Raw genomic sequence first — 26,674 nt, 5'->3', positions numbered from 1 at the left:
ATGGAGCGAACGACTATGCGTTTTCCCTATTTCTTTTTTTCCGCAAACGAAAATGGGGTCGAAAGTGGCAGCTGTCCGTCATGCTTTAACGTCTGTTGTCGCTTGATATTGTGCATAAACCATGAATCTGTTCCTTGGGCAAATAACTGTTTGGTCATTTGTTCGAGCTGCTTTTTTAACTCCTCATTTTCTTTTTTTAACCGTTTCATTTCTTGATAGCGCTGTTCACTTAACGCTGCTAATTCTTTTAACAACACATTTTCCGCCCGCAACACGTCTAACTCGTTTTGCATATGCCGCCTCCTCTCTACTACATAACAATTCAACATTGCGCTCATTTATGACAAAAAGATTCCGCACATATCCCTGCACACTTACCTACCTTTCTCATACTATACAGTAGTCCCGATACATGCGACGGGAAAAACTGAAATAGGAGGAACGAGGCATGACGCATCATAAAGAATGTAAAGAAAAAGTGTGTATTAAAACACGCAAAGTGTATGACTGGGTTACTCGTCAAGTCGATGTGCCGTTGCGTAGTTTTTCAAATGGGGATTTGGAAAATATCTTTCCTGAATGCAAATGTCCGCGTGGAGGGCAATCGGTTTGTGATTTCTTCGCGTCCAACGGCTTAAGCGCTGGCGATTTCTCGATTCGCTGCTTTTTAACAGACGATGAAGGAAACCGCATCGATCAAACAGTAGATAACAATGCTCTTATTTGCCAAGAAATTTTGCAACCAGACGGACGCCAACCTGTTCACGTCACTCTTCCATCAGGCGACACAGTTACATTACAAAAAGTAAAAGTGCTCGTAAAAGGCCACGTTGTTGTGCAAGTCGTAAACGCAAATGGCTACGTTGTTTGTGAATCAAATCCAATTCCATTCGCGACAGCGCAAACATTTATTTTATGCGCCCCAGAAGGAACGACGCTTGATTGCCACATTTCATTTTTCGAATGTGACGCTAGCTTAATTTGCACCGACAACTTCTCACAGCTCGATGTATCGATTACATTATGTTTAGAAGTGCAAATGGAAGCCGAGGTAAAACTTGAAGTCGAAGCACGCTACTGCCAGCCGCGCGAAGAAATTTTAGAAGCGACGCTTTGCCCAACAGACAAATTCCCACCGCAATGCCCTGAAGTATTCCCAGCACATTAATGAGTAAAGCAGGCTCACATACAGCCTGCTTTTTTATATGTTTAACATGTAGCTGATTACCGTATATGTGCAAGCAATCCAAAAGGAATAAGAACGATAGCACGTATTTTTCACTTCTTCTGAAGACCTATTCCACATATACCCACTTCCATGTATATAGAAGAGAAAACTTGTGGCAATCACACCGACAAGAAACGTCCATTCCATATATGGCACGCCTGTTTTTTCACTTGCGGCATATGGAACAAAAAATAAAAATACGATTGTAGTCAAAATAGAAAGCGATGTTCCCATTCAATCAAACCTTTATTTTGGTATATATGACATATGATAAAATAAAATGAATATTGAAACAACAAAAAGAGAGGATGGCATAAAATGACGAAAAAAATATTGGTCGTATTTTTCATTTGTTCGATGTTTATCATTCAACCAAGTCATATGACTCCAAATGGTTGGCAAGGATGTCCAGAATGCTTATAGGGGGGAGGAGATGAACGACCAACATATTCAACTTCAACAAAAAGTGATTCATTATCGCTCGGAAGTGGCCAAATATAAACAACTTTTGCAGCTTGCTGAAACCGAACTAAAACGTGAGCAGCTGCGCAATCATTATTTACAAAAACAGCTTGAACAAATGGATGAATATGAACAAACGATCGAAAAGCTCGAACAACAGCTTCTGTTTTACGAAGTGGCGCTTGAAGAAGAAAAAAAGCGAAAAAAAGAAACAAAAAAAGAAACAAAAAAAGAAGAGATCGTGCGCGCCCACGCCTATTTTGCATATGCCGTCATGATCCCGGAAGAAAAAGAAGAACATGTGACGATTGTTGGCGATTTCGTCATTGAAAATATCGGCAATACGCCGCTCAATGACCCGATCATTTGTCTTCGTCTCCGCCCCGCACATCACGCTCAGTTAAGCGGAAAATTTTCATTTCGCCAACTGCAAGAAGAAGGCGGATGGACGTTTGCGGTCGAAGATTGGCGCCAAAAAGTAAAAGAAGGGGAATATTGGCTAAAACCGATCGACCAGACAACGCTTTTACCGAACGAACAACTGCGCTTTCCGTCATTTGAATTGAGCATATTCCATACGATCGTTGTAGAAGCGTTCGTTTATTTCCGCCAGCTCAAACAAGGAATCCCCTCCTTCAATCATATCGTTATCAATAAATAAGCAGGCATTTGCCCGCTTTTTTTATCGGCTCCATTGTTGGACAACGACTTCGATAAGCGCAGCACCTCCCGCAATCGCTAATATCCACACAAACGGCATGACAATGTACGTGGCGAACATCACGCCAACGTACAACGCCGCTGCGCACCATACCCCTGTACACCAATGACAGCTTAACAGTTCTCCGATCCATTTCCGTATTCCTGTTCCTTTTATGACGATATACGTTTCTCCATCTTGTTCAACTTCATCGTGAAACGGCGCGCGCAAAAACGACGTAATACGGTCATATACAATGAGGTGCGTCAAGCGAAACGAAGCAATACATAAAAGAAAAAAGTGAAACGCATCCATCTTTCTCGCCTCCTCGCTCTACTGTATGTGACATACGATGAAAAAATGTCGGCAAACCGCCCATTCCCCTTTTCCTTTCCGTACTAGACGAAGAAAGGAGTGGAACGAATGTATCGCATTTTTTTCAGCAAAGACTTTTTAGCAAAAAAAAAAACAAATAAAGAAAAAGCGCTCGCACTTGCTCGCGAAGGACGAAAACGGGCAGAAACGACGTTTTCATTCGCAAACACAGCCGAGCAGCTCGATCGTGTATATATTACGATTTGCCAATAAGCGATACGGATACGATATGTTCTAGCGGGATCGTGATCGTTTTTTCTTCTTCACTCAATGTAAAAACGACTTTTTTCTTATCGCACGTTTGAATAACCCCTTCATACGTCTTGTTTTTCGTTTTTAATTCGCACGTCACCGGGCGAAGTTCATTCGGGAGCGTCGCTAAAAACTCAATGCGCTCGATCGTATCCATGTCGCGAAAGTTCGCAAACGATGGCGGTGGATACGACGGCTTTTCTTTTTTTGTCCGAAACGTCTGTTGCATATAGCACGTTTTCGGCCCTAAATTCGGCTGAACGATATACAACAACGGTGCATTTTCCACATGCTTTTTCATTTCCATACCCCTCCTTTTTACGACTACTATATGCGCAAAAAGAAAGGGGCATGCTAAAGGAATGAGTAACAAATTTACAAGATACTCTTCTTTTTATGAACGATGCCCCTAAGTTTATAAATATCCTCTAACACATCATCAATGGATCGAACATTAAAATCTCTCTCTATCAGTATGTACTTTGGATTCACGCGTTGCAACATCCACTCCGTTGATATTAAAATCTCTTCATTAAGGGAGTTGGAATGAGTATCTCTCAGCGTTCCCTTACCATCCCTCTCAAATCCAGAAACATGAATGCATTCAATTTTTTCAAAAGGGTATTCTGAAACATATTTTTCGAAAGAGTGGTTATTATTTAAGGCTGTTACGTAAGCATTTGTAACATCAAACAAAATTTTTATCCTAGGATTTGCATCCTTCAATAATTCGCTGAAAAATCTTCCCTCATTTAATTGATCATTGTTAGACAATTTATTTTGCGTAATATTCTCTACGAGTATTTGGTTAGAAAAGAAGCTTAATATAATTTCTAAGTTCCTCCTCATTATGAGTACATTTTCTACATCATACTCTATCGGAAAAACTTTTGATAAATAAACCCCGTGCATATGGGAGTAGGCGACGTGATCTGAATAATATTCAGCTTCTACATAATCACTATAAAAAGCATATTGTTCAATTGCCGATCTATATATTCCTTCCTTTGACCCTAAGGAAGATCTTAGACAATGTATACCTATCCCAATATTTTTATCCTTACAAATTTCCAACAATCTTTTCGTTTCCTTATATCCTGTTATATCAGGCATAAGTTCAATAAAATCTACATATTCAATGATTTCATTGATAAGATCCTCATGGATAGAATCTCTATAACATATTCCTATTTTCATGATTAGCGAAGACACCTACCTTCTTTTGTTAAATATATACGACTGGAAATTTTATTTTTTTTGTATATTTAGCGAGTACTGGTCAAAGGGGAATCCTACTCCATCATACCTTCCGTCCCCCCACTGATGCTTTTCATAAAACTTTTGACACTACCGTTTAGGGCTGCTGTATCCCTTTTCATTCACTTTCATGCGCTCGAAAGATATAAAAAAAACTAAACTTAAAATAGCGTTTATTAATAACATAAAGTGAACTATAGAATGAATGTACATACCCAAAAAACTAAATAATAGATTGGAAATCGATATAGACACTTGAATGATTTGCATTAACTCCCTCTTATCTCTTGTCTTATTTTTGTGAATAAAAATCGTATTGATGTAAACATTTATGGATACGCCTAAAGTGATAGTAGTACTTAGCATGATAACTTGAAAGATAAGGGGAGTATCGGTGAAATATATCACCATAAAAAGTAAGGATATCACAAAGTAAGAAAGGGGAATATATCTACTATACTCCTTGTCTTTGAGATACCTCAAAAATAAAACATTCATTATTCCTGGTAAAATAAATGGAATAAAGGATAACCTTATCATTCCTTCTTGATCAAATCTTTCTACTAAAGATGGGATCCAAAGCATTGGGATAGATGATATAAAACTCATAAATATTAACAAAAATACACTTTCTACTTTTCTGGGAGATATAGTAACAACTTTATCATATGAAAAGTTACTTTCGACATTTATACTCGCGATTACTATAAACAAAACTAGTGATAAGAAGATATATATCGTCGACGGAATATTAAAAATGAAAGCCCCTAATCCAAATCCTATAAGTTTAGCTAGATTCCCAGCTATGCTTATTTTTGCCATACCACCAAACAGACGTTCCTCACTCTCAAATATCTTTTCCTCCAAGCTTCTCCCTACATATGAAGATGAAAAAAATAAAACTACATATGTAACCAATAGAATGATTATCTCACTTTGTAAAAAGTAAGATAGAAAAAATAATATCAACAAAGAAAAGCTTGTGATCAAACTAATAATTCGAAAATGCAAAATCGATATTTTTTTTATAAAAATAAAGACTAAGATGCTAATAATTGAATTTATAACTATAACTAAAAAAGGCGATAAATTAGAAGTTGACACAACTCTAGTAATCGTGTAGGAATAGGTCATCCCTGAAGACAAAACTAAGAACAAATACAATAAAATTAATTTATGTATTATTTTAACATATTTCATAATACGTAATTCCCTTTTTTTGTTCCTTGAAGTTTTCAAACTCTAGCTTATCATGAAAGAAAAAGACAGAGGCATCCTCACCTATTTCAGAAACATATAGCTCATAACCATTTTTATACTTCACTAACACACCATAGTTAAAATCTTCAAAGTAGATAACTATTGTTTGTAAAAGTGATTCTACGATAACATTCATCTCTTTTTCATAGGCATACTTAACAACTTCTAAGAAAAAAAAGAAAGAAAATGAACATTCTTTTTCAAAGTAGATCCGAAGTATATCAACTTGAACATCACGAGGAAGTTCAACATTTTTAGGTAAATACTGTTTGAACACAATCATAAATCTATCAAGGGATTGAACAACAAACTTTTTAAAAATCTCATCTTTCGAATAAATACACATTTAATGCACATGCAAGTAAAAGATGGTCTCCGTGACTGAGTAAAGTCACCAGTCACGGAAAGTTAATTTACCAGTTATAACAAGTCTCCTTAGCCAACTTTTTCTTAGATTTCTTAATCACTTTTACCTGCATGTTTTTCCTCCTCTCTCCAAAAATTAAATACATTAGTAATTATATATATATATATATATAATTTTGTCAATAAAAAATTTTCCAAAAATAAAAATCGATTAAATTCAAGAGATCTTAATCCAGTTGTTTACTTATACCACATATTAACCCCTAACGCGACACGCCACATGCTGGTAAAAACCCATCAGAGGACTTTAAAATGTTATTTGGATTGATGTGTACAGAAAAAAAGCTGTTCGGCAAATGCCAAACAGCTTTCAAATTAGCGTGCTAAAATGTGGTAGCCAGAGTCAACGTGGATAATTTCGCCTGTCACGCCGCGCGATAAGTCGCTAAATAAAAATAGAGCAGTATCGCCTACTTCTTCTTGTGTCGTTGTACGGCGTAACGGTGCGCGTTCTTCAATTTCTTTTAAAATCGAGTTAAAGTCGCCGACGCCTTTCGCTGATAATGTGCGAATCGGACCTGCGGAAATGGCGTTGACACGAATGCCGTATTTGCCTAAGTCGTTCGCTAAATATTTGACGCTCGCTTCCAATGACGCTTTCGCTACGCCCATAACGTTATAGTTTTGTACGACGCGCTCGCCTCCTAAATACGTTAACGTGACGATGCTTCCGCCTTCCGTCATTAGCTCTTTCGCCGCTTTCGCCACAGCTGTTAATGAATATGCGCTAATGTTGTGCGCCAGCAAAAATCCTTCGCGATCGACGTTCATATATTCGCCTTCTAAATGCTCTTTATTCGCAAACGCGATACAATGCGCAAGACCGTGAATGACGCCTACTTGTTCTTTGATTTGCGCAAAGCACGCTTCAATTTCTTCATCTTTCGTCACATCGCAAGGCAATACAAGCGCTGTGTCATCTTCTAACGTCGCAACGAGTTTTTTCACTTCATTTTCAAAACGCTCACCTGCATATGTAAAAATTAATCGCGCCCCTGCCGCATGAAGCGCACGCGCAATGCCCCAAGCGATGCTTCGTTTATTTGCCACACCCATAATGACGTACGTCTTTCCTTGCAATGATAATTGCATATTCGTTCATCCCCTTAAATTATGATTTGTTATTAGAACCTAGTATTAATATGATTATAACAAAAAATTCCCTACTTTCAAATAGGGAATTATCATAAATAGTCCATAAACATCGTTGCTAAACCGAAATAAATGAGAATGCTAATTAAGTCGTTAATCGTCGTAATAAACGGACCAGAGGCAACGGCAGGGTCGATGCGCAGTTTATGCATAAAAAGCGGAATGAGCGCCCCTGCAACTGTCGCGACCGTCAGCGTCGCAAATAACGCCAGCCCGACGAGCATCCCTAAGAAAAATTGTTGCTTCCATACATACACGACAATCGTAATGACGACGCCACACGACAACCCAATAATCAGCCCTGTCAACGCCTCACGCGCGATCATACTCCACTTTCCTTCTTTTTCGAAATCGCCCATCGCCAGTCGGCGCACCGCGACCGCCAACGACTGCGTCCCTGTATTTCCAGACATGCCCGCAATAAGCGGAATAAACACTGCTAAAATCGCGACTTTTTGCAACGTGTCTTCAAAACGGCTAATTAAATTCGCCGTCATCATGCCTAAAAACAGTAAAATAATAAGCCATGGCAGCCGTTTTTTCGCTGCTTCAAACGGATTGCGCTGAATGTCGACATCCGGAACCCCTGCGAGTTTCGAATAGTCGTCTGTCGCTTCTTCCGAAATGACGTCGACGATGTCATCGACGGTAATAATCCCAAGCAAATGATTGTTCATATCGACGACAGGAAGCGCTAAAAAATCGTAGTTTTGCATTTTGCGCGCCACTTCTTCTTGATCCTCATCAACAAATACAGAAACGACCCGGTCGTTCATGACATCACAAATCATCGCATCATCATCCGATGTCAACAGCTCGCGTAGCGACAATACCCCAACGAGCTGCCGTTGTTCATTGACGACATACAAATAATAAATCGTTTCTGCATTCGCTGCTTCTCTTTTTAAAATTTGCATCGCCGAACGCACCGTTTGATTGGCGTGAATGGCGATATATTCCGTTGTCATAATGCTTCCGGCCGTATATTCTTTATAATGAAGCAGCCCTTGAATATCTTTCGCCGCTTCATCGTCCATAATCGTTAAATAATTCGCCACTTCTTTTTTATCGAGTTCATTTAATACGTCCGCCGCATTGTCGGCATACATGTGCGCGAGCATTTGCGCCACAAATAACGGATCCATTTCCGACAAATAAATTTTATATTCATCTTCTTCAATGTCGAGGTGGTCAAAAATTTCCGCCATTTCCGCTGGCGACAAATATTCATACATGCGCTTTCTCACTTCTGGGCTTTGTTCAACGTAAAACTTCGCACGATCATACGGATGCAATTTTAAAAACTGTTTTCGAAACGCTTCGATTTTTCCATCATATAACGCCTGCAACATAATACCCCTCCTCTCGACAAAAATCGCTTTTCTTATTATGCGCGAATCTTTGCCAACTTGCAAGCAACGATGTAAAATGAGAATGCACGATGAAACACAGGGGGAACAAAAATGGAAAACGAAAAAACCGTTCAATCGAAAATAGATTATCATTTATTGTTCATTTTATTTTTAATTGCGATCGTGAGCGCCGTCGCCATCGAAAGTGCGCGCGAGACGCTCCCTGTCAAACTGCAACATATTAACTTTGCGCAAAAACAGCTCATGTGGTACGCCATCGGTGCCGTCGTCATTGCCGTGACGATGCTTGTCGATTACGATCGACTATTTAAAATCGCTTGGTATTTATATGGCTTCGGGATGATTCTTTTGCTTGGATTAGAATTAAACGTACCGGGTACATTAACGATTAAAGGAGCAACGAGCTGGTACAGACTGCCGGGCGGAAACTTTCAGCCGTCTGAGCTGATGAAAATTTTTATGATTATCGTCATTAGCCGCATGATCGTCAACCATCGCGAAAAGTACCATGATCCGACGTTGCAAGACGATTTGAAACTGCTCGGAAAAATCGGACTGTCGCTACTGCCGCCGCTCTTTTTACTTGCGCGTCAACCGGATATGGGGATGTCAATGGTGTTTATGGCGATCGCCGGCTCGCTCATTCTCGTTTCCGGCATTCGCCTGCGCATTATCGTCGCCATCGTTAGTCTCGCTGTACTCGGAGCGACAGCCTTTATCGTGGCGTTTTTATATTTCCCAGACGTGTTAAAAATTCAACAATATCAATTAAACCGTTTTTACGGCTGGTTGAATCCGTACGAATATTCAAGCGACCAAGGGTTTCAGCTTATTAAATCGCTACTTGCGATCGGATCTGGGGAATTATATGGAAAAGGATATAAAAACTTAGACGTCTATTTACCAGAGTCGCATACCGACTTTATTTTTAGCATTATCGGGGAGCAATTCGGCTTTATTGGGGCAAGCATCGTCGTGTCGCTCTTTTTCCTATTAATTTACCGCATGATTCAAATTGCGCTAGAATGCCACGATCCGTTTGGCAGTTATTTATGCGCCGGCGTCATCGGCATGATTACGTTCCAAGTATTCCAAAACATCGGCATGACAATCGGGTTGCTGCCGATTACCGGTCTTCCGCTTCCATTCGTCAGCTACGGAGGAAGCTCGCTTGCCACATACATGCTTGCGATCGGGCTCGTCTTAAACGTCCGCTCCCGCACACAAAAATTTATGTTTTCTGCTGAACAATGATAGCCGCTTGTATGCGGCTATTTTTGTAGAAAGGAGCAAACGATGTACGACATTATTGGCGATATTCACGGCTGTTTTCACGAATTCATGTTATTAACAAAAAAGCTTGGCTACGTTTGGGAACACGATATCCCGATTCATCCGAACGGGCGAAAGCTTGCCTTCGTCGGCGATTTAGCCGATCGTGGTCCGCAATCGTTGCGCGTCATTGATACGGTCATCTCGCTCGTTCAACAAAACAAAGCGGTGTACGTTCCGGGCAACCATTGCGACAAATTGTATCGTTTTTTTCTCGGTCGAAACGTACAAATTACGCACGGGCTTGAAACGACCGTTGCTGAATGGGAACAAGCCGATGAAAAAACAAAAACGCGCCTTCGTACGCAATTTATGAAGCTGTACGAAAACGCCCCGCTTTATGCCGTCTTAGACGATGGAAAACTTGTGATCGCCCACGCCGGCATTCGAGGGGACTATATTGGCAAATCGAATCAAAAAGTAAAAACATTTGTGTTATACGGCGATATTACAGGAGAAAAACATCCAGACGGCTCGCCCGTTCGGCGCGATTGGGCAAAATATTACCGAGGCGATGCGCTTATCGTATACGGACATACGCCCGTCAAAGAGCCGCGCTGGCTAAACAACACCGTCAACATCGACACCGGCTGCGTATTCGGTGGACAACTCACAGCGCTTCGCTATCCGGAAATGGAGACGGTTTCTGTTCCATCAACGATGCCATATGTCGCAGAAAAATTTCGCCCGTTTGACTAAAGCAAACGGGCCATGTCATGAGGGAGCGGCGCATGAAACGTCATCGTTTTTTCGAGAAATGGATGAAAAAACGTCAGCTCACAACTATGTAACGCTTGGCGGTCGATATGTTCCCGAAAACCGCCATACAAATCATCACCAACGAGCGGATGACCGATATGAGAAAAATGAACGCGAATTTGATGCGTACGCCCCGTTTCTAATCGAATCGACACGTGCGTCATCTCATTTTTCTGTTGCAATACTTCATAATGCGTCACCGCCCGCTGACCGTCTAATCGCACTTCCCGCTCGATGATGCTGTCGCCTTTTCGTCCGATCGGCGCATCAATCGTTCCAACGAGCGGGGTGACATAACCGTGGCAAACCGCTTCGTACCGCCGTTTCACCCGCCCTTGCTTTTGTTGTTCGCTAAGTAAATGATGCACGTGGCGATGCTTTGCGACAAGCACAAGCCCAGACGTATCGCGGTCAAGCCGTGTGACGACATGCACCGTCGTTTGTAACTGTTGTTGTTCGTAATGATGCAATAACGCATTCGCAAGCGTCCCATGCGGATGTTCGCGCGACGGAATGGTTGACATGTGCGGAGGCTTATTGATGACGATCACATAATCATCTTCATACACGACCGCAAGCGGAATCGGCTCAGCGACCATATGTACCCCTTTTTGTTCTGGTGGAAACGAAACGCACACTTCATCGCCTGCTTTTAGCACGTAGCGAACGGTGACGCGCTGACCGTTTACTTCAATATTTCCCCCTTTAAACTTAATGTCTGTCAATGCTGTTTTCGAAATATGCTTTTCTTTTAAAAATTCCCTTACAGCCATTCCATCTTGTTGCTTTGTCACAATCCAACGAAGTTGAAACATACGAATCCCTTTCTACTGAATAAATGATTCGCGTACACGCTTCCAAAACGGAAACGGACGGAAGCGCGCAAAGCGAATTTTTTCATCAGCGACGCGGCATTGTATCGACTTCACATCTTTATGAAGTAGCGACAAATGGTCGATCGTAATTTGAAAATCGACGTCATTGACCGGCTTTAACATGCACGTATGATGCTTCGGCAAAACGAGCGGCGAGCCGATCGTGCGGAAGACGCGATTGTTAATCGACGCCATTTCCGCGACTTGAATGGCCTCTAACGATGGATGTAAAATCGCCCCGCCAAGCGCTTTATTGTATGCCGTACTTCCCGATGGCGTCGAAATGCATAACCCATCCCCGCGAAACGTTTCAAACAAATCGCCGCGAATTTCAACGTCCATCACAAGCGTCCCTCCAACGCTTTTCACCGTACATTCATTGAGCGCTAAATATTTTGCTTCGCGTCCGCCGCGCACATATCGAATCGTCACTTCTAAAAGCGGGTATTCCACGATTTGATATGGCGTTTTCGCAATCGCAATGACGAGCTTTTCAATTTCATCTGGCACCCAATCGGCATAAAAGCCTAAATGACCCGTATGTACCCCGACAAACGCCGTCTGTTCGAGCCGGCTCCGATAACGATGAAACGCATACAACAACGTCCCATCCCCGCCGACTGAGATGACAATATCCGGCTCATCTTCATCATACGTTAAACGAAAATCGGTTAAATATGTACGAATTTTATACATACATTCGTTTGATATCGCATCCCCTTTTGATATGACCGCAAATTTCACGCGCCTTCACTCCTCGCTCTCTTTTAAGTCTTGCTTACGCGAAAACGCCGCTTGCGCCTCTTGAATTTCAAAACGAATTTTCGACATTTCCTCGTCTAACAAATATGCGGCTTCTGCGGCGCGCTGCAATCGTTGGCGAATATCTTCTGGAAACTTGCCGCTATATTTGTAGTTTAACGAATGTTCAATCGTCGCCCAAAAATTCATCGCAAGCGTTCGAATTTGAATTTCCACTAAAATGTTTTTTTCACCGTAAATCATTTGCACCGGATAACGAATAACGACATGGTACGAACGATACCCGCTCTCTTTTTTTTGCGTAATGTAATCGCGCTCTTCAACGATCGTAAAATCGTTTCGCTTGCGCAACAGTTCAACGACCGTCTGAATGTCATCGACAAATTGACACATCATACGCAAACCAGCAATATCTTGCATTTGTTGTTCAAGTTGATCGAGCGGAATATTTTTCTTTTGCGCTTTATCTAAAATGCTCGCAATCGGCTTCACTCTTCCTGTCACAAATTCAATTGGAGAATGCACCCCTTGCATTTCAAATTGGGCGCGCATCCCTTTTAACTTTACTTTCAGCTCTTCCACCGCCTGTTTATACGGCGCTAAAAAAAACTCCCAATGTCTTTCCATTCAACCACCTACTTATGCGAAAAATGCCGTTACCGCCTGTTCCATTTCTTCACCGTAGTTTGCATTTCCTGCAATATTTTCGATTAAGTATGCCACTTCTTCATGAATGCCTTCTAACTCGATTGTTGCATCGTTTCCGACAAGAAACACCGGCTCGCTTGTACGAAGCGCTTCTTTAATCGCCCCCCATACTTCCTTTGGCATAATGACATAAACGAACGCATCCGCCGCTTCTAATATGTATGCGAACGCACATGCATCCGAATCAACAAGCATATGGCGTTTCGCTTGTAACCCTTGAAGCGACGCCTCACATAAAAAGTACCATCCGTTTTCTTTTTTTTCTGCTGTATGTACATATATTTTCATGTTTGTTCCTCCGTCATCCATGATGTCCGCCTTTATTTTACCACATTTCACCTAGCGATGTTCACTAGTTGCACTTTTTCGCGTACATGTTGATAATAAAAGTAGAATGACGTAAGGAGAAAAAACGATGAAGCATGAATTAGAAATTGAATTTAAAAACGTGTTAACGGCTGAAGAATTTTCCCGCTTAACGAACGCATTTTGCGTGCGCGATGAGGAATGGGACGTGCAACAAAATTATTATTTTGACACGCCAGACTTTCAACTGAAACAACAAAAAAGCGCATTACGCATTCGTTTCAAAAACGGCTCATATACATTAACATTAAAACAACCATACGAAGACGGGCTGTTAGAAACGCATGAGCCGCTAACGTCTGAAACCGCGACAGCACTTATTTCGGGTGCGACATCACTTCAAGGCGACATCGCCAACATATTGCAGGCGCTTCATATCGATCCAACAGCGATCGTTTGTTTCGGATCGCTCACAACTCGGCGCGCGGAACGCCCGTATAAAAATGGCACGCTCGTTTTCGATTATAACGAATATATGAACGTAGCTGACTATGAAGTCGAATACGAAGCGAACGAACGAGCAGAAGGGGAAAAAACGTTTACGCAACTGCTCGAATCGTTTCATATTCCAAAACGAAAAACGAAAAATAAAATTGAACGATTTTACGAAGCTAAATACGAAACGGAGCGATCGTCATGAACGTGCAACAATTGAAATTGCTTCTTGAACTGCAAGCGTTGCAACATTTACAAGGAAAAAAAGAAGCGCCAACAACATCGTTTCACGACCTATTTCGCGAGCTGTTAACGCCAGAGACGAACGAAAAAACGGAAGCAATGCGCCTATCGCTTCCGCTTATGACAAGCGGAGAAACGAAAGCGCCGACATATAAAGTGAGCACACCGCTTCATAAAGATACGATACATCAATGGATTGACGAAGCTGCAGCGAAATACGATGTCGATCCGAAACTCATTTATGCGGTCATTCGCCATGAATCGAATTTCAATCCGCAAGCAAAAAGCCGCGTCGGCGCGATGGGACTGATGCAGTTAATGCCGAGCACGGCGCGCATGTTAGGGGTACAAGACGCCTTCGATCCACAACAAAACATTGAAGGCGGGACAAAATATTTACGCCAGCTTCTCGATCGGTACGACGGCAACATGGCACTTGCGCTTGCGGCTTATAACGCCGGGCCGGGAAATGTCGATAAACATGGAGGCATTCCACCGTTTCGCGAAACGATAAACTACGTGAAAAAAGTCATGCAAACGTACTATGCCGCAAGTCACATCGTTTGAGATGAAACAAAGTCGTTGTTACAATATGTATATATCTCGGCAAAGGAGTTTTTCATATGTTTCAATCCCCTTATGAAGCGATTGGAGGCGAACAAGTTGTCTCAAAACTCGTTGATGCTTTTTATGAACGGGTGGCGAAACATCCTGATTTAGCGCCGATTTTTCCAAAAGACTTAACAGAAACCGCGCGAAAACAAAAACAATTTTTAACGCAATATTTAGGCGGCCCACCGCTTTATACAGCCGAACACGGACACCCGATGTTGCGCGCTCGCCACTTGCCGTTTCCAATTACACCAACGCGCGCAAAAGCATGGCTTGCGTGTATGCATGAAGCGATGGATGCGATCGGACTAAAAGGACCTGTTCGAGACGAATTGTATCAACGGCTCATGTTGACTGCCCAACATATGATTAATACACCAGATGACGAGCGAAAGGAGCATGAAGGTGAATGGTAAGCAAGAAGGAACGGCAAAGCAATTAGAGATTTACTTATTTGTCGATCCTCTTTGCCCAGACTGTTGGGCGCTTGAACCTGTTTTAAAAAAATTATGGATCGAATACGGACAATATTTTGCTTTGCGTCACGTCTTAACCGGTCAACTCGATCGGCTGAATGGCGTCAGTTATAAACGAATCGATCGGCATGCGTCGCGCGTCGGCATCGCCTGTGAAGACCGCGTGCTTCTTCAAACGCCGTTGCCGATCCCATACATTGCTTCGCTCGCTGTGAAAGCGGCCGAATTGCAAGGGCGTCAAGCGAGCATTCGCTTTTTGCGTCAACTACAAGAAATTGTATTTATTCAAGGCAAAACGATTACAGAAACAAACACACTCATTCAATGCGCCATCGATGCTGGTTTAGATGTGCAAGAGTTTATAAACGATTTATCTTCTCCAAGTGCCGTTAAAGCGCTACAATGCGATTTAAAAATTAGTGCAGAAATGGACGTTCGCGAAGTTCCAACGCTCGTCTTTTTTAACGAAAACATTGAAGAGGAAGGCATTAAAATTTCAGGCTGTTATCCGTACGACGTATATGTCGATTTAATCCATGAAATGCTCGGATTTCATCCTCAACCATCTTCACTTCCACCAATTGAACAGTTTTTACATCATGCGCTATTCGTTACGACCGATGATATTGCCATGGTATACAACATCCCGCACAGCAAAGCGGAATGCGAATTAAAAAAGTTGCGTTTAAAGCAAAAAGTGGAGAAAATCGGCTCATTTTGGCGCTGGATCGGATAAAGAAAAAGGACTCGGGGGATGCCGAGTCCTTTTTCTTTGTCACAAAGACAACAAAGGGGATGGGAGAAATTTTTCACGGTCAAACAAAGGGGTATAAGTTTGTTTGATTGTGATTCACTTCACGTTTATATATTAACAGACTCCTTTATGCCTTGACAAGTGCTTTGCTTACTTGTTCACACATTTGTCATAATTATTTTCGTTTTTGCTTATTATGAATAAGTAAGGGGGGATCAGCATGTTCGCGTTGCATATCGTCTGGATCATCGTCGCATGGATCATTCATTTTTTTGCATTAATGCGCTTATTTCCGCTGCTCATCTCAACTCCGTTTTTATTTCTTTCTTTTTTCTCGTTTTTTACTTACCTCAACAACCGCCACCGTTTTCGCGGATTTCATTAAGAAAAGGCGACACGCAGTCGCCTTTTACAATAGTTGCTCAAGCTGTTGTAATTTTTGTTCGAACACTTGACACGCTTGTTCAATCGGCTCAGGCGCTGTCATATCGACACCTGCTTTTTTCAACACTTCAATCGGATAATCGGAGCTTCCTGCTTTTAAAAATCCAATGTAACGTTCAACCGCAGGTGTACCCTCTTCTAAAATTTGTTTGCTTAATGCGGTCGCAGCGCTAAAGCCTGTCGCATATTGATACACATAATAGTTGTAGTAAAAATGCGGAATGCGCGCCCATTCTAAACCGATTTCTTCATCGATGACGACGCCATCCCCGAAATACGTTTTGTTTAGCTCATAATATTTTTCCGTCAATACTTTGGCGGTCAGCGCTTCCCCGTTTTGTGCCATTTGATGAATCATATGTTCAAACTCCGCAAACATCGTTTGACGGAACACCGTCCCTCGGAACGTTTCTAAATAATGGTTTAATAAATATAACTTTTTCTTCTCGTCATCGATCGTTTTTAATAAATAATCGTTCAACAACGCTTCGTTGCACGTCGATGCGACTTCCGCAACGAAAATCGAATAGTTTCCGTACGGATACGGCTGATATTTGCGCGTATAGTAACTATGCACCGAATGGCCAAACTCATGGGCAAGCGTAAATAAGTTGTTCACATTATCTTGCCAGTTCATTAAAATGTACGGATTCGTTCCATATGAACCAGACGAGTACGCTCCACTTCGTTTGCCGCGCGTTTCTTGCACGTCAACCCAACGGTTATCAAACCCTTCTTTCACGATCGAAATATATTCGTCACCTAGTGGCGTCAATCCTTTTAACAATATGTCTTTTGCTTCTTCATACGTCACTTTCATATCGACTTGTTTGACAAGCGGCGTATATAAATCGTACATATGCAATTCATCTAATCCGAGCACGCGCTTGCGCAATTGAACGTAACGATGCAAAAGTGGCAAATAGCGATGAATCGTTTCAATTAAGTTATCGTACACCGTTTCAGGAATTTGGTTTTTACTTAATGCCGCCTCGCGCGCTGAGCGATAGTTGCGAACGCGCGCAAAAAAGTTATTGCGCTTCACCGCTCCGCTTAACGTGCTCGCAAACGTATTTTCATATTTGCGATATGTATCGTATACCGCTTTAAATGCATCGCGGCGGACGCGGCGATCTTCGCTTTCAAGGAAACGAATGTAACGGCCGTGCGTCACTTCCACTTCTTCGCCGTTTTCATCTGTAATCGTCGGAAAACGCAAATCAGCATTATTTAACGCCCCGAACGTATTGCTTGATGCGTTCATCACTTCCGCCGCCTGTGCAAGCAACGCTTCTTCTTTTTCCGATAACACGTGCGGACGTTGGCGGTTCATTTCATCTAATTCATGCGCATACAAACGAAGCGGCTCGTATTGTTGTAAAAACGTGCGCAACACATCTTCATCCATCGCTAAAATTTCTGGCACGATAAACGCCGTCGCTTGACCTGCTTCCGCATACAACCCTTCCGCTCTCGTTTCCAATCCTTGATAAAGCGAATTAGCCGTATCTTCGTCATGGCGCATATGTGCGTACGCATATAATTTTCCTAGTCGCATGAACACATGGTCGCGATATTGTAACGCTTCGTATAACATCTGTGCGCTTTCCCCTAATCTGCCTTTATACTCCGAAAATTTCGGAAGCAGTGCTTGAATTTGTTGAAATTCTTGTTCCCATTGTTCATCCGTCGCGAAAATATCTTCGAGACGCCATGTGTACTCTACCGGAACGTCTTTACGTGTCGGCAACGTTTTTGCCATATCAATCACCTCTTACATCAAAATGTTTACTTATATATTATTCTCGTTTTGTGAAAAAATCCTCTTTTTTGCTTACAATTCGTCGCAATAGTTGCTCATCTCCACGAATCGCTTCTTCAGCGTTGCGCGGAAGCGACCATGACCGAATGCGCTGAAACGAACTTTTTCCGACTTTTTTTAAAAAACGAAGCGAAACGAGCGCATGTAAATAATCCATAAGGGCATATGAGTAATGACTTTTTGTCACAAGCGGCAAGCGGCGAATATGAATAAGATTTTGACGAATGAAATATCGCATTCGCTCATATAATTGATGAAACGAAAACGTCACATGAAGCGGAACGTTCATCATCTCAACTAACATATACGTTTGCCAAATAAACGGAGGTGTCTCAAACCAATACGAATGGCGAAGTGGAATGCCAGCTTCATGCGGAAATAATGATGGGGTCATATGCGCATGATATACGATGCGGCAAAACGTTCGATTTGTGCGATAGTATAAGGGAGATAGCCGCCATTGCTTCTTTTTCATTTGCCATGCATGAAACAAAACATCATGTTGTCGTTGTGGCGTCTGAAAAAAAGAAGAAAACGATATCGCATGAAGTGGAAACGTCGCCCATTCTCCGTATGCGAGCGTAGAAGAGAGCGGAATAAGATGATGAAGAAACGATACTTCTCGGCGTTCAGCACAATAAAACGGGATGACTTCTTGATCATTGAAAAATAGCCATGAAAATGAGGAAAGTTGAAAAAACAAACTGCGGCGTTTGACATGAGATGTATGAAGTAACCAAATCGGGACAATATGTGCGTTCTTGTATGCATTCGTTCGTTTCGCGAATAAAGAGAATGGAATGACGGAACATTGATATTCGATCGCGTACATGTGTTGCATATGTCGAACAAATACATCTGGACGTTGCTGAATGTGCCGCAAATACTTCTCGATTTCTACTTCGATTTTTTCATTTGTCAACCATTCATACAATTGTTGTTTTCCTTGTAAATGAGCAAATGTCTCCCGCTCTGTTTCAATCGTACATTTCGTTTCGTGCGCAAAATGCGGCATACGTTTTGTCCCTATTTTCAACTGAACTCGTTTTAAACAAACAGGACAAAAAAACGCCTGCGTCGCTCGCAATACATATAGCTGCTCGATCGTCCAATCGTCTAACAACGAACATGTTTCTCCATTTTTCAATAATGCGACAAACATATAACCTCTCCTTTCTCCACACATTTTTTCACCATCATCGTCTTTTTTCCTGCAACAAATACAAAAAATAGGGGAACAACTAAATTTATTGAATTAGGCGTTTTTTATTTCCCTTCTTTCACATTTTGTCATACAATAGAAGTACAAGATGTAGGAGGATGGGCGAACGCTCGGGGATACATTCCCTTCCTGACTGGATAATCGTAGAAGGGAGCTGAGGAACATGGAAATCGAACGCATCAATGAATATACGTTGAAACTATATATATCTTACGGAGATATTGAAGAACGCGGCTTCGATCGTGAAGAAATTTGGTACAATCGCGAACGGAGTGAAGAATTATTTTGGGAAATGATGGATGAAATCCATCAAGAAGCAGAAATTTATTTAGAAGGACCGCTTTGGATTCAAGTGCATGCTCTTGAAAAAGGGTTAGAAGTATTCGTCACAAAAGCGCAAATTTCAAAAGACGGCAGCAAACTCGAATTGCCAATTGTCGATGAACGCTTCAGAGACTTACCGGTTGATGAAAAAATTGAACATATATTAGACCAGCATTTTAACATTATAAAAGCATCGTCATCAGAACCTGATAATCCGCTCCAGTTCGTCATCCGTTTCAAAACGATTGAAGACGTCATTGCTCTTGCGCACCGTCGCGATTTTTCAACATTGCACAACAAACTATTCGCATTTGAAAATCACTACTACTTGTACGTCGAATTTACAGAAGAAGATACCGATCGCGACATTGACAATATGTTAAGCATATTGCTTGAATACGGGCAAGATTCGCAAATGACGATTCATCGTCTCGAAGAATACGGAAAAATCGTCATCGCAGAACAAGCATTAACAATGATCGCCAAACACTTTCCAAACTCATAACGCCGATTTCAATTGATTGAAATCGGCTTTTTTCTCGCGAGGTCAGGTGAACAACAAATGAGAAACGCTTTAAAAGTTGTGCTATTTATACTTGCTTTCGTCGGCTTTTTAGTAGTGACAAAAGATTATTGGGAAGGCTGGCTACTCGGAACGTTCAGCTTATTTGTCACCTTGTCAGTAATTTTTATTTCGTTTGTCATCTTTTTAGAAAATCGCCATCCAACGAAAACGCTCACATGGCTCGTTTTATTCAGCAGCTTTCCGCTCGTTGGTTTTATTCTTTATTTTTTACTCGGCCAAAACTATCGCAAAAAACGACTATTTCGAAAAAAGGCGTTGCTTGATGAACAAACGTTTCGCAAACTAGAGCGCAACGAGGCGCATGACGCGCAAACATTATATATGAAACCGCATCAACAGCCGTTGCTACAACTAGCGAGACGCATGACGAAAGAATCGATTTCAACCGCTACGCAAACGCGCGTCTTAACGAACGGAGAAGAAACGTTTGCCGCTATTTTTGCCGAATTGGAAAAAGCCGAGCATCACATTCATCTTGAATATTATATCGTACGTGACGACGACATCGGCCAACGGCTGAAGCAAATATTAATGGGCAAAGCAAAAAAAGGGGTGCACGTCCGCTTTTTATACGATGCGGTCGGCAGTTGGCAGCTATCGAAAACGTACATACAGGAGATGCGTGAAGCTGGCGTTGATATCATCCCTTTCTCCCCTGTGCGCTTGCCGTTTTTAAACAATAAAATTAACTTCCGCAACCATCGTAAAATTATCGTCGTTGATGGAAAAGTCGGTTTTGTTGGCGGGTTAAATATTGGAGACGAATATTTAGGGAAAAACGAATATTTCGGCTTTTGGCGCGATACGCATTTATTCGTGTACGGCGAAGCAGTACGTACGCTACAACTTATTTTTTTACAAGATTGGTATTACATGACCGGTCAACAGCTATTAACGCTGAACTACTTAAGTGCACCGACAGTTGAGGATGAAGCACTTGGAGGCGTTCAGCTTGTCGCCGGCGGACCGGATACGAAATGGGAAGTGCTGAAACATTTATTTTTTGCGATGATTACATCGGCACAGCGCTCGATCTGGATCGCCTCGCCGTATTTTATTCCAGATGAGGACATTTTAACGGCATTAAAAGTGGCGGCATTAAGCGGAATTGACGTGCGGCTTCTTGTTCCGAAGCGACCGGATAAGAAAATTGTATTTTATGCGTCACGCTCTTATTTTCCCGAACTACTCGAAGCAGGAGCGACAATTTACGAGTACGAAAAAGGATTTATGCACAGCAAAATTATCGTTGTAGATGGAGAACTCGCTTCCATCGGCACAGCGAATATGGATATGCGCAGCTTCCATTTGAACTTTGAAGTGAATGCGTTTTTATATCAAACACCAAGCGTGCAAACGTTAGTCGATGACTTTTTAAACGACTTCGAGCATTCATCAAAAATTGATATCAATCAATTCAAACGCCGACCGCTTTGGATGCGGCTCGCCGAGTCGACTGCTCGCCTCCTTTCGCCGTTACTATAAAAGGCTTAGCGTTTATGCTAAGCCTTTGTTGTTGACGAGTTGCTGTGCTTGACGCAATTGATACGTACGCACTTTTCTCGGTAAAAAGCGACGAATTTCGTCTTCATTGTAGCCAACTTGTAGGCGCTTCTCGTCCATAATGATCGGACGGCGCAACAAGCCTGGATGTTGGCGAATAATTTCATATAAATCTTGCAGCGGCAATGAATCGACTTGAATATTTAGCTTTTGAAAAATTTTTGATCTCGTCGAAATAATTTCGTCTGTCCCGTTTTCAGTCATGCGCAAAATGCCTTTAATTTCTTCAATCGTTAACGGTTCAGCGAAAATATTGCGCTCTTTATACGGAATGTGATGCTCTTCTAACCACGCTTTTGCTTTTCGGCAAGACGTACAACTCGGCGATGAATATACGATCACCATATATCAATCACTCCCTTAAACATGGGTTGTTTTACTAGCTTCTGTATTAAAACACATCTTATTTTAAAATAAATTTAAAAAACTCTACAATGTACATTATATAACAAAAAAGTTTAGAAAGATACACCTTTTTTCAATTTACCCAACATATTATACGGTTGTCCGATAAAAATGGTTTCATTTTTCGTTGCGTTCATTTGCAATTTTCTCTACAATAAAAGTACAGATGGCAAACAAAGGGGGAAGTGACAATGGCGCAATTTTTTATTGACTTTACGATCGTCGCTATTTTAGTGATTGGAATAACTGCGCTCATGGGCGTCATTTTAAACGGCATTGGTGAAAACGTATTTGGCGGACGAAAAAAGCGGCTACATACAGCGATGAGTGAACATATCCAAATCGGTTGGAAAACGGTCGGCGGCAAAAGAGCTTCGAGATAATCTCGGAGCTTTTTTTAAAAATGAAATAGTCGAATAAATCGAAATATTGTATAATACTTTAGTGCATCAAACGAAAAAAGCTAATCTCTCGAAAGCCGAGAGATTAGCTGTACATCGCTTTATATGTTTCGTACTCTGCTTCAGAGCAGTAAACGAAATGACCTGGCGTAATTTCGCGCATGCGCACATCTTCGCCTTCTTTATAGTTATGTTGTGACGGATCGTAAATGATGCGCTTACGCGTCCGCTCTGTTTCTGGATCTGGATGTGGAATCGCAGAAAGAAGCGATTTCGTGTATGGATGAATTGGGTTGCGATACAGTTCTTCTGCATCAGCAAGCTCAACCATTTTTCCGAAATACATAACACCGATGCGATCGCTAATGTATTTCACCATCGACAAGTCGTGCGCGATAAATAAATACGTTAACCCTTTTTCACGCTGCAACTTTTTCATTAAGTTGACGACTTGCGCTTGAATCGATACGTCTAACGCCGAGATTGGCTCGTCCGCAATAATAAACTCCGGCTCAACCGCCAATGCGCGCGCAATGCCGATTCGTTGACGCTGACCACCCGAAAACTCATGCGGATAGCGATTCGCATGTTCACGATTTAATCCGACTGTTTCAAGAAGCTCATATACGCGATTCATGCGCTCTTCTCGCGACGACGCTAAGCCGTGAATATCGATGCCTTCCGCAATAATATCCGCAACCGTCATACGTGGATTTAATGACGCATACGGGTCTTGGAAAATCATTTGCATTTTTCGCTTTAACTCTTTCGCTTCTTTCGCTGACTTTTTCCGATGCACACTTTTCCCGTTAAACAACACTTCGCCGCCTGTTGCTTCATATAGCCCGATAATTGTACGGCCTGTCGTTGACTTTCCACATCCTGACTCCCCAACAAGACCGAGCGTTTCACCTTTATAAATATCGAACGTCACATCGTCAACCGCCTTAACGACTTGACCCTTCCCGACTTTAAAATATTGTTTTAAGTTTTTCACTTCAACGAGTTTTTGTTTTTCGCTCATTGCTTATTCCCTCCTTTGTTGTTCGTTAGTGTAACGAATTTTTTCATCCGTTCACGAACGACTTTCGGAGGTTCAACTTTCGGTGCGTTCGGGTGAAGCAACCACGTCGCTGCATAGTGCGTGTCTGATACTTGGAACATTGGCGGCTCCATTTCATAGTCAATTTTTAACGCGTACGCATTACGAGGCGCGAACGCATCGCCTTTTGGCGGATTTAATAAGTCTGGTGGCGTTCCTGGAATGGAGTACAATTCTTCGTCTCCGTGCTCTAGGCTTGGCATCGACGCAAGCAGCCCCCACGTATACGGATGTTTCGGATTGTAGAAAATTTCATCGACCGTTCCTTTTTCAACAATTTTTCCTGCATACATGACCGCCACACGATCAGCTACGTTTGCCACAACACCTAAATCATGTGTAATGAATATAATCGATGTGCCTGTCTTTTTTTGAATGTCTTTAATGAGTTCCAAAATTTGCGCTTGAATCGTCACGTCCAGCGCTGTCGTTGGCTCATCGGCAATGAGCACTTTCGGATTGCATGCAAGCGCAATTGCAATAACGACACGTTGGCGCATACCACCTGATAATTGATGCGGATATTGTTTAAAGCGAAGCGCTGGCTCTTTAATGCCGACAAGATCAAGCAATTCAATGGCACGCGCTTTCGCCTCCGCTTTTGCCATTTGTTGATGTTTTAACAATACTTCTGTAATTTGTTTTCCGATCGTCATCGTCGGGTTTAACGCGGTCATCGGATCTTGGAAAATCATCGAGATTTCCGCACCGCGCACACGTTGCATTTCTTTTTCCGATAGTTTCGTCAAATCGCGACCTTCTAACAAAATTTGTCCTTGTTTAATTCGCGCAGGAGGAACCGGTAGTAAACGCATAAGCGCTTTTGATGTCACCGATTTTCCTGATCCGGACTCCCCAACAATCGCCAACGTCTCTCCTTTGTACAAATCAAACGATACACCTCGTACAGCTTGTACTTCTCCACCGTACACATCAAACGAAATGTGCAAATCTTTTACTTCGAGCACTTTTTCCATTGTTCCACCTCCTCTATTTACGCATTTTTGGATCAAGCGCATCGCGCAATCCGTCTGCTAATAAGTTAAAGCTTAAAATGAGCAAGCTAATAACAAACGCTGGAATCATCATTAAATGCGGGAACGTTTGGATCGACTTATAACCGTCATTTACAAGTGAACCGAGCGATGCTTCTGGTGGACGAATACCAAGTCCAATAAAGCTTAAAAACGCTTCTGTGAAAATGGCGCTTGGAACCGTAAACATCGTCGTAATAATAATTGGACCAACGACGTTCGGAAGCAAATGTTTGCCGATAATGCGTGCATCTGACGCTCCGAGCGTACGTGCCGCTAATACGTATTCCATATTTTTTAACTTTAAAATTTGTCCGCGCACAATACGCGCCATCGTCACCCAACCTGTAATAACCATCGCCATCGTTATTGAAATAATTCCCGGCTCAAATACGAGAATAAATAAAATAACGACAATTAAGTTCGGGATACCGACTAATACTTCAATAATGCGCTGCATCACATTGTCGACGCGCCCACCGTAAAAACCGGACACACCACCGTAAATAATTCCAATTAACAAGTCAATGGCTGCAGCTAACACCCCGATATATAACGAAATACGGGCACCATACCACGTACGTGTCCATAAATCGCGACCGAGGTCATCGGTTCCAAACCAATAGTACTCTTTTACGCCACGTTTCTCGTACACATCAATGCCGTTCATATCTTTTCCGTTAAATGGAAGCCAATCAATATGTTCTAACACCGGAATGCGCGGTGGTAATTTCGCATGACTTAAATTTTGTTGTTTGTACGTACGATCGCTCATGATCGGTGCAAAAATAGCCATCAACGTAATGGCAATAATCATGATTAGTCCGAAAACAGCACCTTTATTTTTTCTTAATCGAAGCCAAGCGTCTTGTAAAAACGTTAAGCTTGGACGATTAATTTTTTCCATATCACCTTGACGTTCTGTCGCTAACTCAAACAACTCAGGAGATAGTTGCTTTTCTGTCATTATTTTTTCCCTCCCGCCAAACGAATTCGCGGATCAATTAAGCCGTAAAGCACGTCCACAATAAAAATAACAAAAATAAATAACGCACTATAGAAAATAGTCGTTCCCATAATGACCGGATAGTCATTTAAGTTAATGGAACGAACGAACTGTTCCCCTAAACCAGGGACAGCAAAAATTTGCTCAATGACAAGTGTTCCTGTCATTAAGTTAACAGCCATCGGACCAAGAATTGTAATAATCGGAATCATTGCATTTCGCAATCCGTGTTTAAAAATGACGCCAAAGCCGCTAATTCCTTTCGCGCGCGCTGTTAAAATATAGTCGGAACCGAGCACTTCTAACATTTCTGTACGCATAAAACGAGCGATGCTCGCGATAACGGATACGGATAATGCTAGCGTTGGCATAATTGTGTATTCAAATCCTTCCCAAAACGCAACAGGAAGTAGTTTTAATTTAACACCAATGTAGTATTGTAACAAGCCACCGAATACAAACGATGGGATAGAAATACCTAGAACAGCTAGTACTGTCGCACCATAGTCGATTGGTGTATTATGGCGAACAGCAGCAATGACACCGAGTAAAATACCAACAATTGTCCCGAATACGAGCGCTTGAAAACCGAGTTGTGCCGATGGCCCAATGCGATCACCAATAAGCTGTGTGACTGGACGGTTATCATATTGGAAGGAAATTCCTAAATCACCTTTTACTAAATTGCCTAAATAACGAACGTATTGCACAGGAACTGGATCATTTAATCCATACTTTTCTAAAACGATTTTTTGTTGTTCTGGTGATAACTTCTCTTGATTTTGGAGAGGAGAACCTGGGAGAAGTTTCATTAAAAAGAACGTGGCCGTTGCAATAATAAATAGCGTAATAATCATATAAATAAGACGTTGCAACGTATATCGTGCCATATCGCACACCTCCTTAAAAATTAAAAACTTTTTGAAATTTTACTGATTAGCAGGCAAAAGGAGAGTAT

33 protein-coding genes are annotated in these 26,674 nt (G+C 41.8%); 13 read left to right on the top strand and 20 right to left on the bottom strand.

Annotated features, from left to right (window positions below):
* Positions 1-26: 26 nt before the first annotated feature.
* Positions 27-293, bottom strand: a complete 267-nt coding sequence (locus NST18_RS03430) for a hypothetical protein (protein WP_064214208.1) — start codon at positions 291-293, stop codon at positions 27-29.
* 155 nt (positions 294-448) lie between these two features.
* Between NST18_RS03430 and NST18_RS03425 the strand changes: the two genes are divergently transcribed.
* A complete protein-coding gene (locus NST18_RS03425) occupies positions 449-1,168 on the top strand; it encodes a hypothetical protein (RefSeq protein WP_064214207.1) in 720 nt (239 codons plus the stop codon).
* 33 nt (positions 1,169-1,201) lie between these two features.
* On the opposite strand, the gene NST18_RS03420 is transcribed toward NST18_RS03425, so the two are convergent.
* Positions 1,202-1,462, bottom strand: a complete 261-nt coding sequence (locus tag NST18_RS03420; protein WP_004891751.1) for a hypothetical protein — start codon at positions 1,460-1,462, stop codon at positions 1,202-1,204.
* Positions 1,463-1,661: 199 nt separating this feature from the next.
* Here NST18_RS03420 and NST18_RS03415 point away from each other — a divergent pair, with 199 nt between their 5' ends.
* Positions 1,662-2,351: a hypothetical protein gene (locus tag NST18_RS03415; RefSeq protein WP_064214206.1), complete on the top strand. Its 690-nt coding sequence runs from the start codon at positions 1,662-1,664 to the stop codon at positions 2,349-2,351.
* A 21-nt stretch (positions 2,352-2,372) separates the two neighbouring features.
* Here the strand turns inward: NST18_RS03415 and NST18_RS03410 are convergent, their stop codons facing one another.
* Positions 2,373-2,705, bottom strand: coding sequence for a DUF1360 domain-containing protein (locus tag NST18_RS03410; RefSeq protein ID WP_004891761.1), 333 nt, complete (start codon positions 2,703-2,705; stop codon positions 2,373-2,375).
* A gap of 108 nt (positions 2,706-2,813) precedes the next feature.
* Here NST18_RS03410 and NST18_RS03405 point away from each other — a divergent pair, with 108 nt between their 5' ends.
* Complete coding sequence (locus tag NST18_RS03405) at positions 2,814-2,978, top strand: hypothetical protein (protein WP_340721217.1); 165 nt, start codon at positions 2,814-2,816, stop codon at positions 2,976-2,978.
* On the opposite strand, the gene NST18_RS03400 is transcribed toward NST18_RS03405, so the two are convergent.
* The 6 genes from NST18_RS03400 to mgtE all read right to left on the bottom strand — a co-directional run bounded on the left by NST18_RS03400 (position 2,962) and on the right by mgtE (position 8,464).
* Positions 2,962-3,318, bottom strand: a complete 357-nt coding sequence (locus NST18_RS03400) for a CotO family spore coat protein (RefSeq protein ID WP_035018832.1) — start codon at positions 3,316-3,318, stop codon at positions 2,962-2,964. The two genes, NST18_RS03405 and NST18_RS03400, sit on opposite strands and share 17 nt — an antisense overlap.
* 74 nt (positions 3,319-3,392) lie before the next feature.
* Positions 3,393-4,214 carry a multinuclear nonheme iron-dependent oxidase gene (locus NST18_RS03395; RefSeq protein WP_155116437.1) on the bottom strand — a complete coding sequence of 274 codons (822 nt, stop codon included), beginning with the start codon at positions 4,212-4,214 and terminating at the stop codon, positions 3,393-3,395.
* A 150-nt stretch (positions 4,215-4,364) separates the two neighbouring features.
* Positions 4,365-5,141 carry a hypothetical protein gene (locus NST18_RS03390; protein ID WP_230456210.1) on the bottom strand — a complete coding sequence of 259 codons (777 nt, stop codon included), beginning with the start codon at positions 5,139-5,141 and terminating at the stop codon, positions 4,365-4,367.
* Between the two features lie 319 nt (positions 5,142-5,460).
* Positions 5,461-5,880 (bottom strand): hypothetical protein, encoded by a 420-nt coding sequence (locus NST18_RS03385; protein WP_004891771.1) that lies wholly within the window; start codon positions 5,878-5,880, stop codon positions 5,461-5,463.
* Between the two features lie 395 nt (positions 5,881-6,275).
* Positions 6,276-7,052, bottom strand: coding sequence for an enoyl-ACP reductase FabI (gene fabI, locus NST18_RS03380; protein WP_004891773.1), 777 nt, complete (start codon positions 7,050-7,052; stop codon positions 6,276-6,278).
* 92 nt (positions 7,053-7,144) lie between these two features.
* Positions 7,145-8,464: a magnesium transporter gene (gene mgtE, locus NST18_RS03375; protein WP_004891777.1), complete on the bottom strand. Its 1,320-nt coding sequence runs from the start codon at positions 8,462-8,464 to the stop codon at positions 7,145-7,147.
* Between the two features lie 111 nt (positions 8,465-8,575).
* Here mgtE and NST18_RS03370 point away from each other — a divergent pair, with 111 nt between their 5' ends.
* Together NST18_RS03370 and prpE are read left to right on the top strand one after the other, a co-directional pair.
* Positions 8,576-9,739 (top strand): FtsW/RodA/SpoVE family cell cycle protein, encoded by a 1,164-nt coding sequence (locus NST18_RS03370; RefSeq protein WP_004891782.1) that lies wholly within the window; start codon positions 8,576-8,578, stop codon positions 9,737-9,739.
* A 42-nt stretch (positions 9,740-9,781) separates the two neighbouring features.
* Positions 9,782-10,516, top strand: a complete 735-nt coding sequence (prpE, locus tag NST18_RS03365) for a bis(5'-nucleosyl)-tetraphosphatase PrpE (protein ID WP_004891783.1) — start codon at positions 9,782-9,784, stop codon at positions 10,514-10,516.
* On the opposite strand, the gene NST18_RS03360 is transcribed toward prpE, so the two are convergent.
* Genes NST18_RS03360 through NST18_RS03345 form a run of 4 tightly spaced genes read right to left on the bottom strand, consistent with a single transcriptional unit; the run spans position 10,513 to position 13,209 of the window.
* Positions 10,513-11,391, bottom strand: coding sequence for an RluA family pseudouridine synthase (locus NST18_RS03360; protein ID WP_004891785.1), 879 nt, complete (start codon positions 11,389-11,391; stop codon positions 10,513-10,515). The two genes, prpE and NST18_RS03360, sit on opposite strands and share 4 nt — an antisense overlap.
* A gap of 12 nt (positions 11,392-11,403) precedes the next feature.
* Positions 11,404-12,195: an NAD kinase gene (locus tag NST18_RS03355; RefSeq protein ID WP_004891788.1), complete on the bottom strand. Its 792-nt coding sequence runs from the start codon at positions 12,193-12,195 to the stop codon at positions 11,404-11,406.
* A gap of 6 nt (positions 12,196-12,201) precedes the next feature.
* Positions 12,202-12,840, bottom strand: coding sequence for a GTP pyrophosphokinase (locus NST18_RS03350; protein WP_004891792.1), 639 nt, complete (start codon positions 12,838-12,840; stop codon positions 12,202-12,204).
* 12 nt (positions 12,841-12,852) lie between these two features.
* Positions 12,853-13,209 (bottom strand): UPF0738 family protein, encoded by a 357-nt coding sequence (locus NST18_RS03345; RefSeq protein WP_004891794.1) that lies wholly within the window; start codon positions 13,207-13,209, stop codon positions 12,853-12,855.
* Between the two features lie 127 nt (positions 13,210-13,336).
* Here NST18_RS03345 and NST18_RS03340 point away from each other — a divergent pair, with 127 nt between their 5' ends.
* From NST18_RS03340 to NST18_RS03320, 5 genes are all read left to right on the top strand, one after another.
* Positions 13,337-13,927 (top strand): CYTH domain-containing protein, encoded by a 591-nt coding sequence (locus NST18_RS03340; RefSeq protein WP_064214259.1) that lies wholly within the window; start codon positions 13,337-13,339, stop codon positions 13,925-13,927.
* Entirely contained in the window at positions 13,924-14,532 is a 609-nt protein-coding gene (locus NST18_RS03335; protein WP_064214258.1) for a lytic transglycosylase domain-containing protein, read from the top strand. The genes NST18_RS03340 and NST18_RS03335 overlap by 4 nt, the downstream gene beginning before the upstream one ends.
* A gap of 56 nt (positions 14,533-14,588) precedes the next feature.
* Positions 14,589-14,993 carry a globin domain-containing protein gene (locus NST18_RS03330; RefSeq protein WP_064214257.1) on the top strand — a complete coding sequence of 135 codons (405 nt, stop codon included), beginning with the start codon at positions 14,589-14,591 and terminating at the stop codon, positions 14,991-14,993.
* Positions 14,977-15,789 carry a ClpXP adapter SpxH family protein gene (locus NST18_RS03325; protein WP_064214256.1) on the top strand — a complete coding sequence of 271 codons (813 nt, stop codon included), beginning with the start codon at positions 14,977-14,979 and terminating at the stop codon, positions 15,787-15,789. Before NST18_RS03330 ends, NST18_RS03325 begins: the two co-directional genes overlap by 17 nt.
* A gap of 238 nt (positions 15,790-16,027) precedes the next feature.
* Positions 16,028-16,192, top strand: a complete 165-nt coding sequence (locus NST18_RS03320; protein ID WP_035018834.1) for a hypothetical protein — start codon at positions 16,028-16,030, stop codon at positions 16,190-16,192.
* Between the two features lie 24 nt (positions 16,193-16,216).
* Here the strand turns inward: NST18_RS03320 and pepF are convergent, their stop codons facing one another.
* Complete coding sequence (gene pepF, locus NST18_RS03315) at positions 16,217-18,013, bottom strand: oligoendopeptidase F (RefSeq protein ID WP_004891804.1); 1,797 nt, start codon at positions 18,011-18,013, stop codon at positions 16,217-16,219.
* 37 nt (positions 18,014-18,050) lie between these two features.
* Positions 18,051-19,235 carry a competence protein CoiA gene (locus NST18_RS03310; protein ID WP_004891807.1) on the bottom strand — a complete coding sequence of 395 codons (1,185 nt, stop codon included), beginning with the start codon at positions 19,233-19,235 and terminating at the stop codon, positions 18,051-18,053.
* 223 nt (positions 19,236-19,458) lie between these two features.
* On the opposite strand from NST18_RS03310, the gene mecA reads away from it, so the two are divergent.
* Positions 19,459-20,124 carry an adaptor protein MecA gene (mecA, locus tag NST18_RS03305; RefSeq protein ID WP_004891810.1) on the top strand — a complete coding sequence of 222 codons (666 nt, stop codon included), beginning with the start codon at positions 19,459-19,461 and terminating at the stop codon, positions 20,122-20,124.
* 57 nt (positions 20,125-20,181) lie between these two features.
* On the top strand, positions 20,182-21,690 hold the full coding sequence (cls, locus tag NST18_RS03300) for a cardiolipin synthase (RefSeq protein ID WP_004891813.1): 1,509 nt from the start codon (positions 20,182-20,184) through the stop codon (positions 21,688-21,690).
* Between the two features lie 12 nt (positions 21,691-21,702).
* On the opposite strand, the gene spxA is transcribed toward cls, so the two are convergent.
* Positions 21,703-22,113, bottom strand: a complete 411-nt coding sequence (gene spxA, locus NST18_RS03295; RefSeq protein WP_088223457.1) for a transcriptional regulator SpxA — start codon at positions 22,111-22,113, stop codon at positions 21,703-21,705.
* Positions 22,114-22,364: 251 nt separating this feature from the next.
* On the opposite strand from spxA, the gene NST18_RS03290 reads away from it, so the two are divergent.
* Positions 22,365-22,556: a hypothetical protein gene (locus NST18_RS03290; RefSeq protein ID WP_035018836.1), complete on the top strand. Its 192-nt coding sequence runs from the start codon at positions 22,365-22,367 to the stop codon at positions 22,554-22,556.
* A gap of 103 nt (positions 22,557-22,659) precedes the next feature.
* Here the strand turns inward: NST18_RS03290 and NST18_RS03285 are convergent, their stop codons facing one another.
* The 4 genes from NST18_RS03285 to opp3b are packed head-to-tail and all read right to left on the bottom strand — an operon-like array spanning position 22,660 to position 26,606.
* Entirely contained in the window at positions 22,660-23,598 is a 939-nt protein-coding gene (locus tag NST18_RS03285; RefSeq protein ID WP_064214253.1) for an ABC transporter ATP-binding protein, read from the bottom strand.
* Positions 23,595-24,653, bottom strand: coding sequence for an ABC transporter ATP-binding protein (locus NST18_RS03280; protein WP_004891822.1), 1,059 nt, complete (start codon positions 24,651-24,653; stop codon positions 23,595-23,597). Before NST18_RS03280 ends, NST18_RS03285 begins: the two co-directional genes overlap by 4 nt.
* A 13-nt stretch (positions 24,654-24,666) precedes the next feature.
* Positions 24,667-25,677 (bottom strand): oligopeptide ABC transporter permease, encoded by a 1,011-nt coding sequence (gene opp3C, locus NST18_RS03275; protein ID WP_004891823.1) that lies wholly within the window; start codon positions 25,675-25,677, stop codon positions 24,667-24,669.
* Entirely contained in the window at positions 25,677-26,606 is a 930-nt protein-coding gene (gene opp3b, locus NST18_RS03270) for an oligopeptide ABC transporter permease (RefSeq protein WP_004891826.1), read from the bottom strand. The genes opp3C and opp3b overlap by 1 nt, the downstream gene beginning before the upstream one ends.
* Between the last annotated feature and the right edge of the window lie 68 nt (positions 26,607-26,674).

The sequence above is a fragment of the Anoxybacillus sp. FSL W8-0104 genome, from assembly GCF_038004465.1.
GTDB classification, from domain to species: Bacteria; Bacillota; Bacilli; order Bacillales; family Anoxybacillaceae; genus Anoxybacillus; species Anoxybacillus flavithermus_G.
Note: the sequence above shows the minus strand (reverse complement) of the source record. Positions and strands in the feature narration are given on the sequence as shown.

Excerpts from the sequence above, each read along its gene's own strand:
- pepF (WP_004891804.1), bottom strand. The coding sequence starts at position 18,013 with ATGGCAAAAACGTTGCCGACACGTAAAGACGTTCCGGTAGAGTACACA.
- NST18_RS03415 (WP_064214206.1), top strand. The coding sequence starts at position 1,662 with ATGAACGACCAACATATTCAACTTCAACAAAAAGTGATTCATTATCGC.
- NST18_RS03430 (WP_064214208.1), bottom strand. The coding sequence starts at position 293 with ATGCAAAACGAGTTAGACGTGTTGCGGGCGGAAAATGTGTTGTTAAAA.
- NST18_RS03335 (WP_064214258.1), top strand. The coding sequence starts at position 13,924 with ATGAACGTGCAACAATTGAAATTGCTTCTTGAACTGCAAGCGTTGCAA.
- NST18_RS03395 (WP_155116437.1), bottom strand. The coding sequence starts at position 4,214 with ATGAAAATAGGAATATGTTATAGAGATTCTATCCATGAGGATCTTATC.
- NST18_RS03290 (WP_035018836.1), top strand. The coding sequence starts at position 22,365 with ATGGCGCAATTTTTTATTGACTTTACGATCGTCGCTATTTTAGTGATT.
- prpE (WP_004891783.1), top strand. The coding sequence starts at position 9,782 with ATGTACGACATTATTGGCGATATTCACGGCTGTTTTCACGAATTCATG.
- NST18_RS03285 (WP_064214253.1), bottom strand. The coding sequence starts at position 23,598 with ATGAGCGAAAAACAAAAACTCGTTGAAGTGAAAAACTTAAAACAATAT.
- opp3C (WP_004891823.1), bottom strand. The coding sequence starts at position 25,677 with ATGACAGAAAAGCAACTATCTCCTGAGTTGTTTGAGTTAGCGACAGAA.
- NST18_RS03320 (WP_035018834.1), top strand. The coding sequence starts at position 16,028 with ATGTTCGCGTTGCATATCGTCTGGATCATCGTCGCATGGATCATTCAT.
- NST18_RS03310 (WP_004891807.1), bottom strand. The coding sequence starts at position 19,235 with ATGTTTGTCGCATTATTGAAAAATGGAGAAACATGTTCGTTGTTAGAC.
- NST18_RS03370 (WP_004891782.1), top strand. The coding sequence starts at position 8,576 with ATGGAAAACGAAAAAACCGTTCAATCGAAAATAGATTATCATTTATTG.
- NST18_RS03360 (WP_004891785.1), bottom strand. The coding sequence starts at position 11,391 with ATGTTTCAACTTCGTTGGATTGTGACAAAGCAACAAGATGGAATGGCT.
- NST18_RS03400 (WP_035018832.1), bottom strand. The coding sequence starts at position 3,318 with ATGAAAAAGCATGTGGAAAATGCACCGTTGTTGTATATCGTTCAGCCG.
- NST18_RS03350 (WP_004891792.1), bottom strand. The coding sequence starts at position 12,840 with ATGGAAAGACATTGGGAGTTTTTTTTAGCGCCGTATAAACAGGCGGTG.
- NST18_RS03405 (WP_340721217.1), top strand. The coding sequence starts at position 2,814 with ATGTATCGCATTTTTTTCAGCAAAGACTTTTTAGCAAAAAAAAAAACA.
- mgtE (WP_004891777.1), bottom strand. The coding sequence starts at position 8,464 with ATGTTGCAGGCGTTATATGATGGAAAAATCGAAGCGTTTCGAAAACAG.
- spxA (WP_088223457.1), bottom strand. The coding sequence starts at position 22,113 with ATGGTGATCGTATATTCATCGCCGAGTTGTACGTCTTGCCGAAAAGCA.
- NST18_RS03280 (WP_004891822.1), bottom strand. The coding sequence starts at position 24,653 with ATGGAAAAAGTGCTCGAAGTAAAAGATTTGCACATTTCGTTTGATGTG.
- NST18_RS03330 (WP_064214257.1), top strand. The coding sequence starts at position 14,589 with ATGTTTCAATCCCCTTATGAAGCGATTGGAGGCGAACAAGTTGTCTCA.
- NST18_RS03410 (WP_004891761.1), bottom strand. The coding sequence starts at position 2,705 with ATGGATGCGTTTCACTTTTTTCTTTTATGTATTGCTTCGTTTCGCTTG.
- fabI (WP_004891773.1), bottom strand. The coding sequence starts at position 7,052 with ATGCAATTATCATTGCAAGGAAAGACGTACGTCATTATGGGTGTGGCA.
- cls (WP_004891813.1), top strand. The coding sequence starts at position 20,182 with ATGAGAAACGCTTTAAAAGTTGTGCTATTTATACTTGCTTTCGTCGGC.
- NST18_RS03385 (WP_004891771.1), bottom strand. The coding sequence starts at position 5,880 with ATGTGTATTTATTCGAAAGATGAGATTTTTAAAAAGTTTGTTGTTCAA.
- NST18_RS03425 (WP_064214207.1), top strand. The coding sequence starts at position 449 with ATGACGCATCATAAAGAATGTAAAGAAAAAGTGTGTATTAAAACACGC.
- NST18_RS03340 (WP_064214259.1), top strand. The coding sequence starts at position 13,337 with ATGAAGCATGAATTAGAAATTGAATTTAAAAACGTGTTAACGGCTGAA.
- mecA (WP_004891810.1), top strand. The coding sequence starts at position 19,459 with ATGGAAATCGAACGCATCAATGAATATACGTTGAAACTATATATATCT.
- NST18_RS03325 (WP_064214256.1), top strand. The coding sequence starts at position 14,977 with ATGAAGGTGAATGGTAAGCAAGAAGGAACGGCAAAGCAATTAGAGATT.
- NST18_RS03420 (WP_004891751.1), bottom strand. The coding sequence starts at position 1,462 with ATGGGAACATCGCTTTCTATTTTGACTACAATCGTATTTTTATTTTTT.
- NST18_RS03345 (WP_004891794.1), bottom strand. The coding sequence starts at position 13,209 with ATGAAAATATATGTACATACAGCAGAAAAAAAAGAAAACGGATGGTAC.
- opp3b (WP_004891826.1), bottom strand. The coding sequence starts at position 26,606 with ATGGCACGATATACGTTGCAACGTCTTATTTATATGATTATTACGCTA.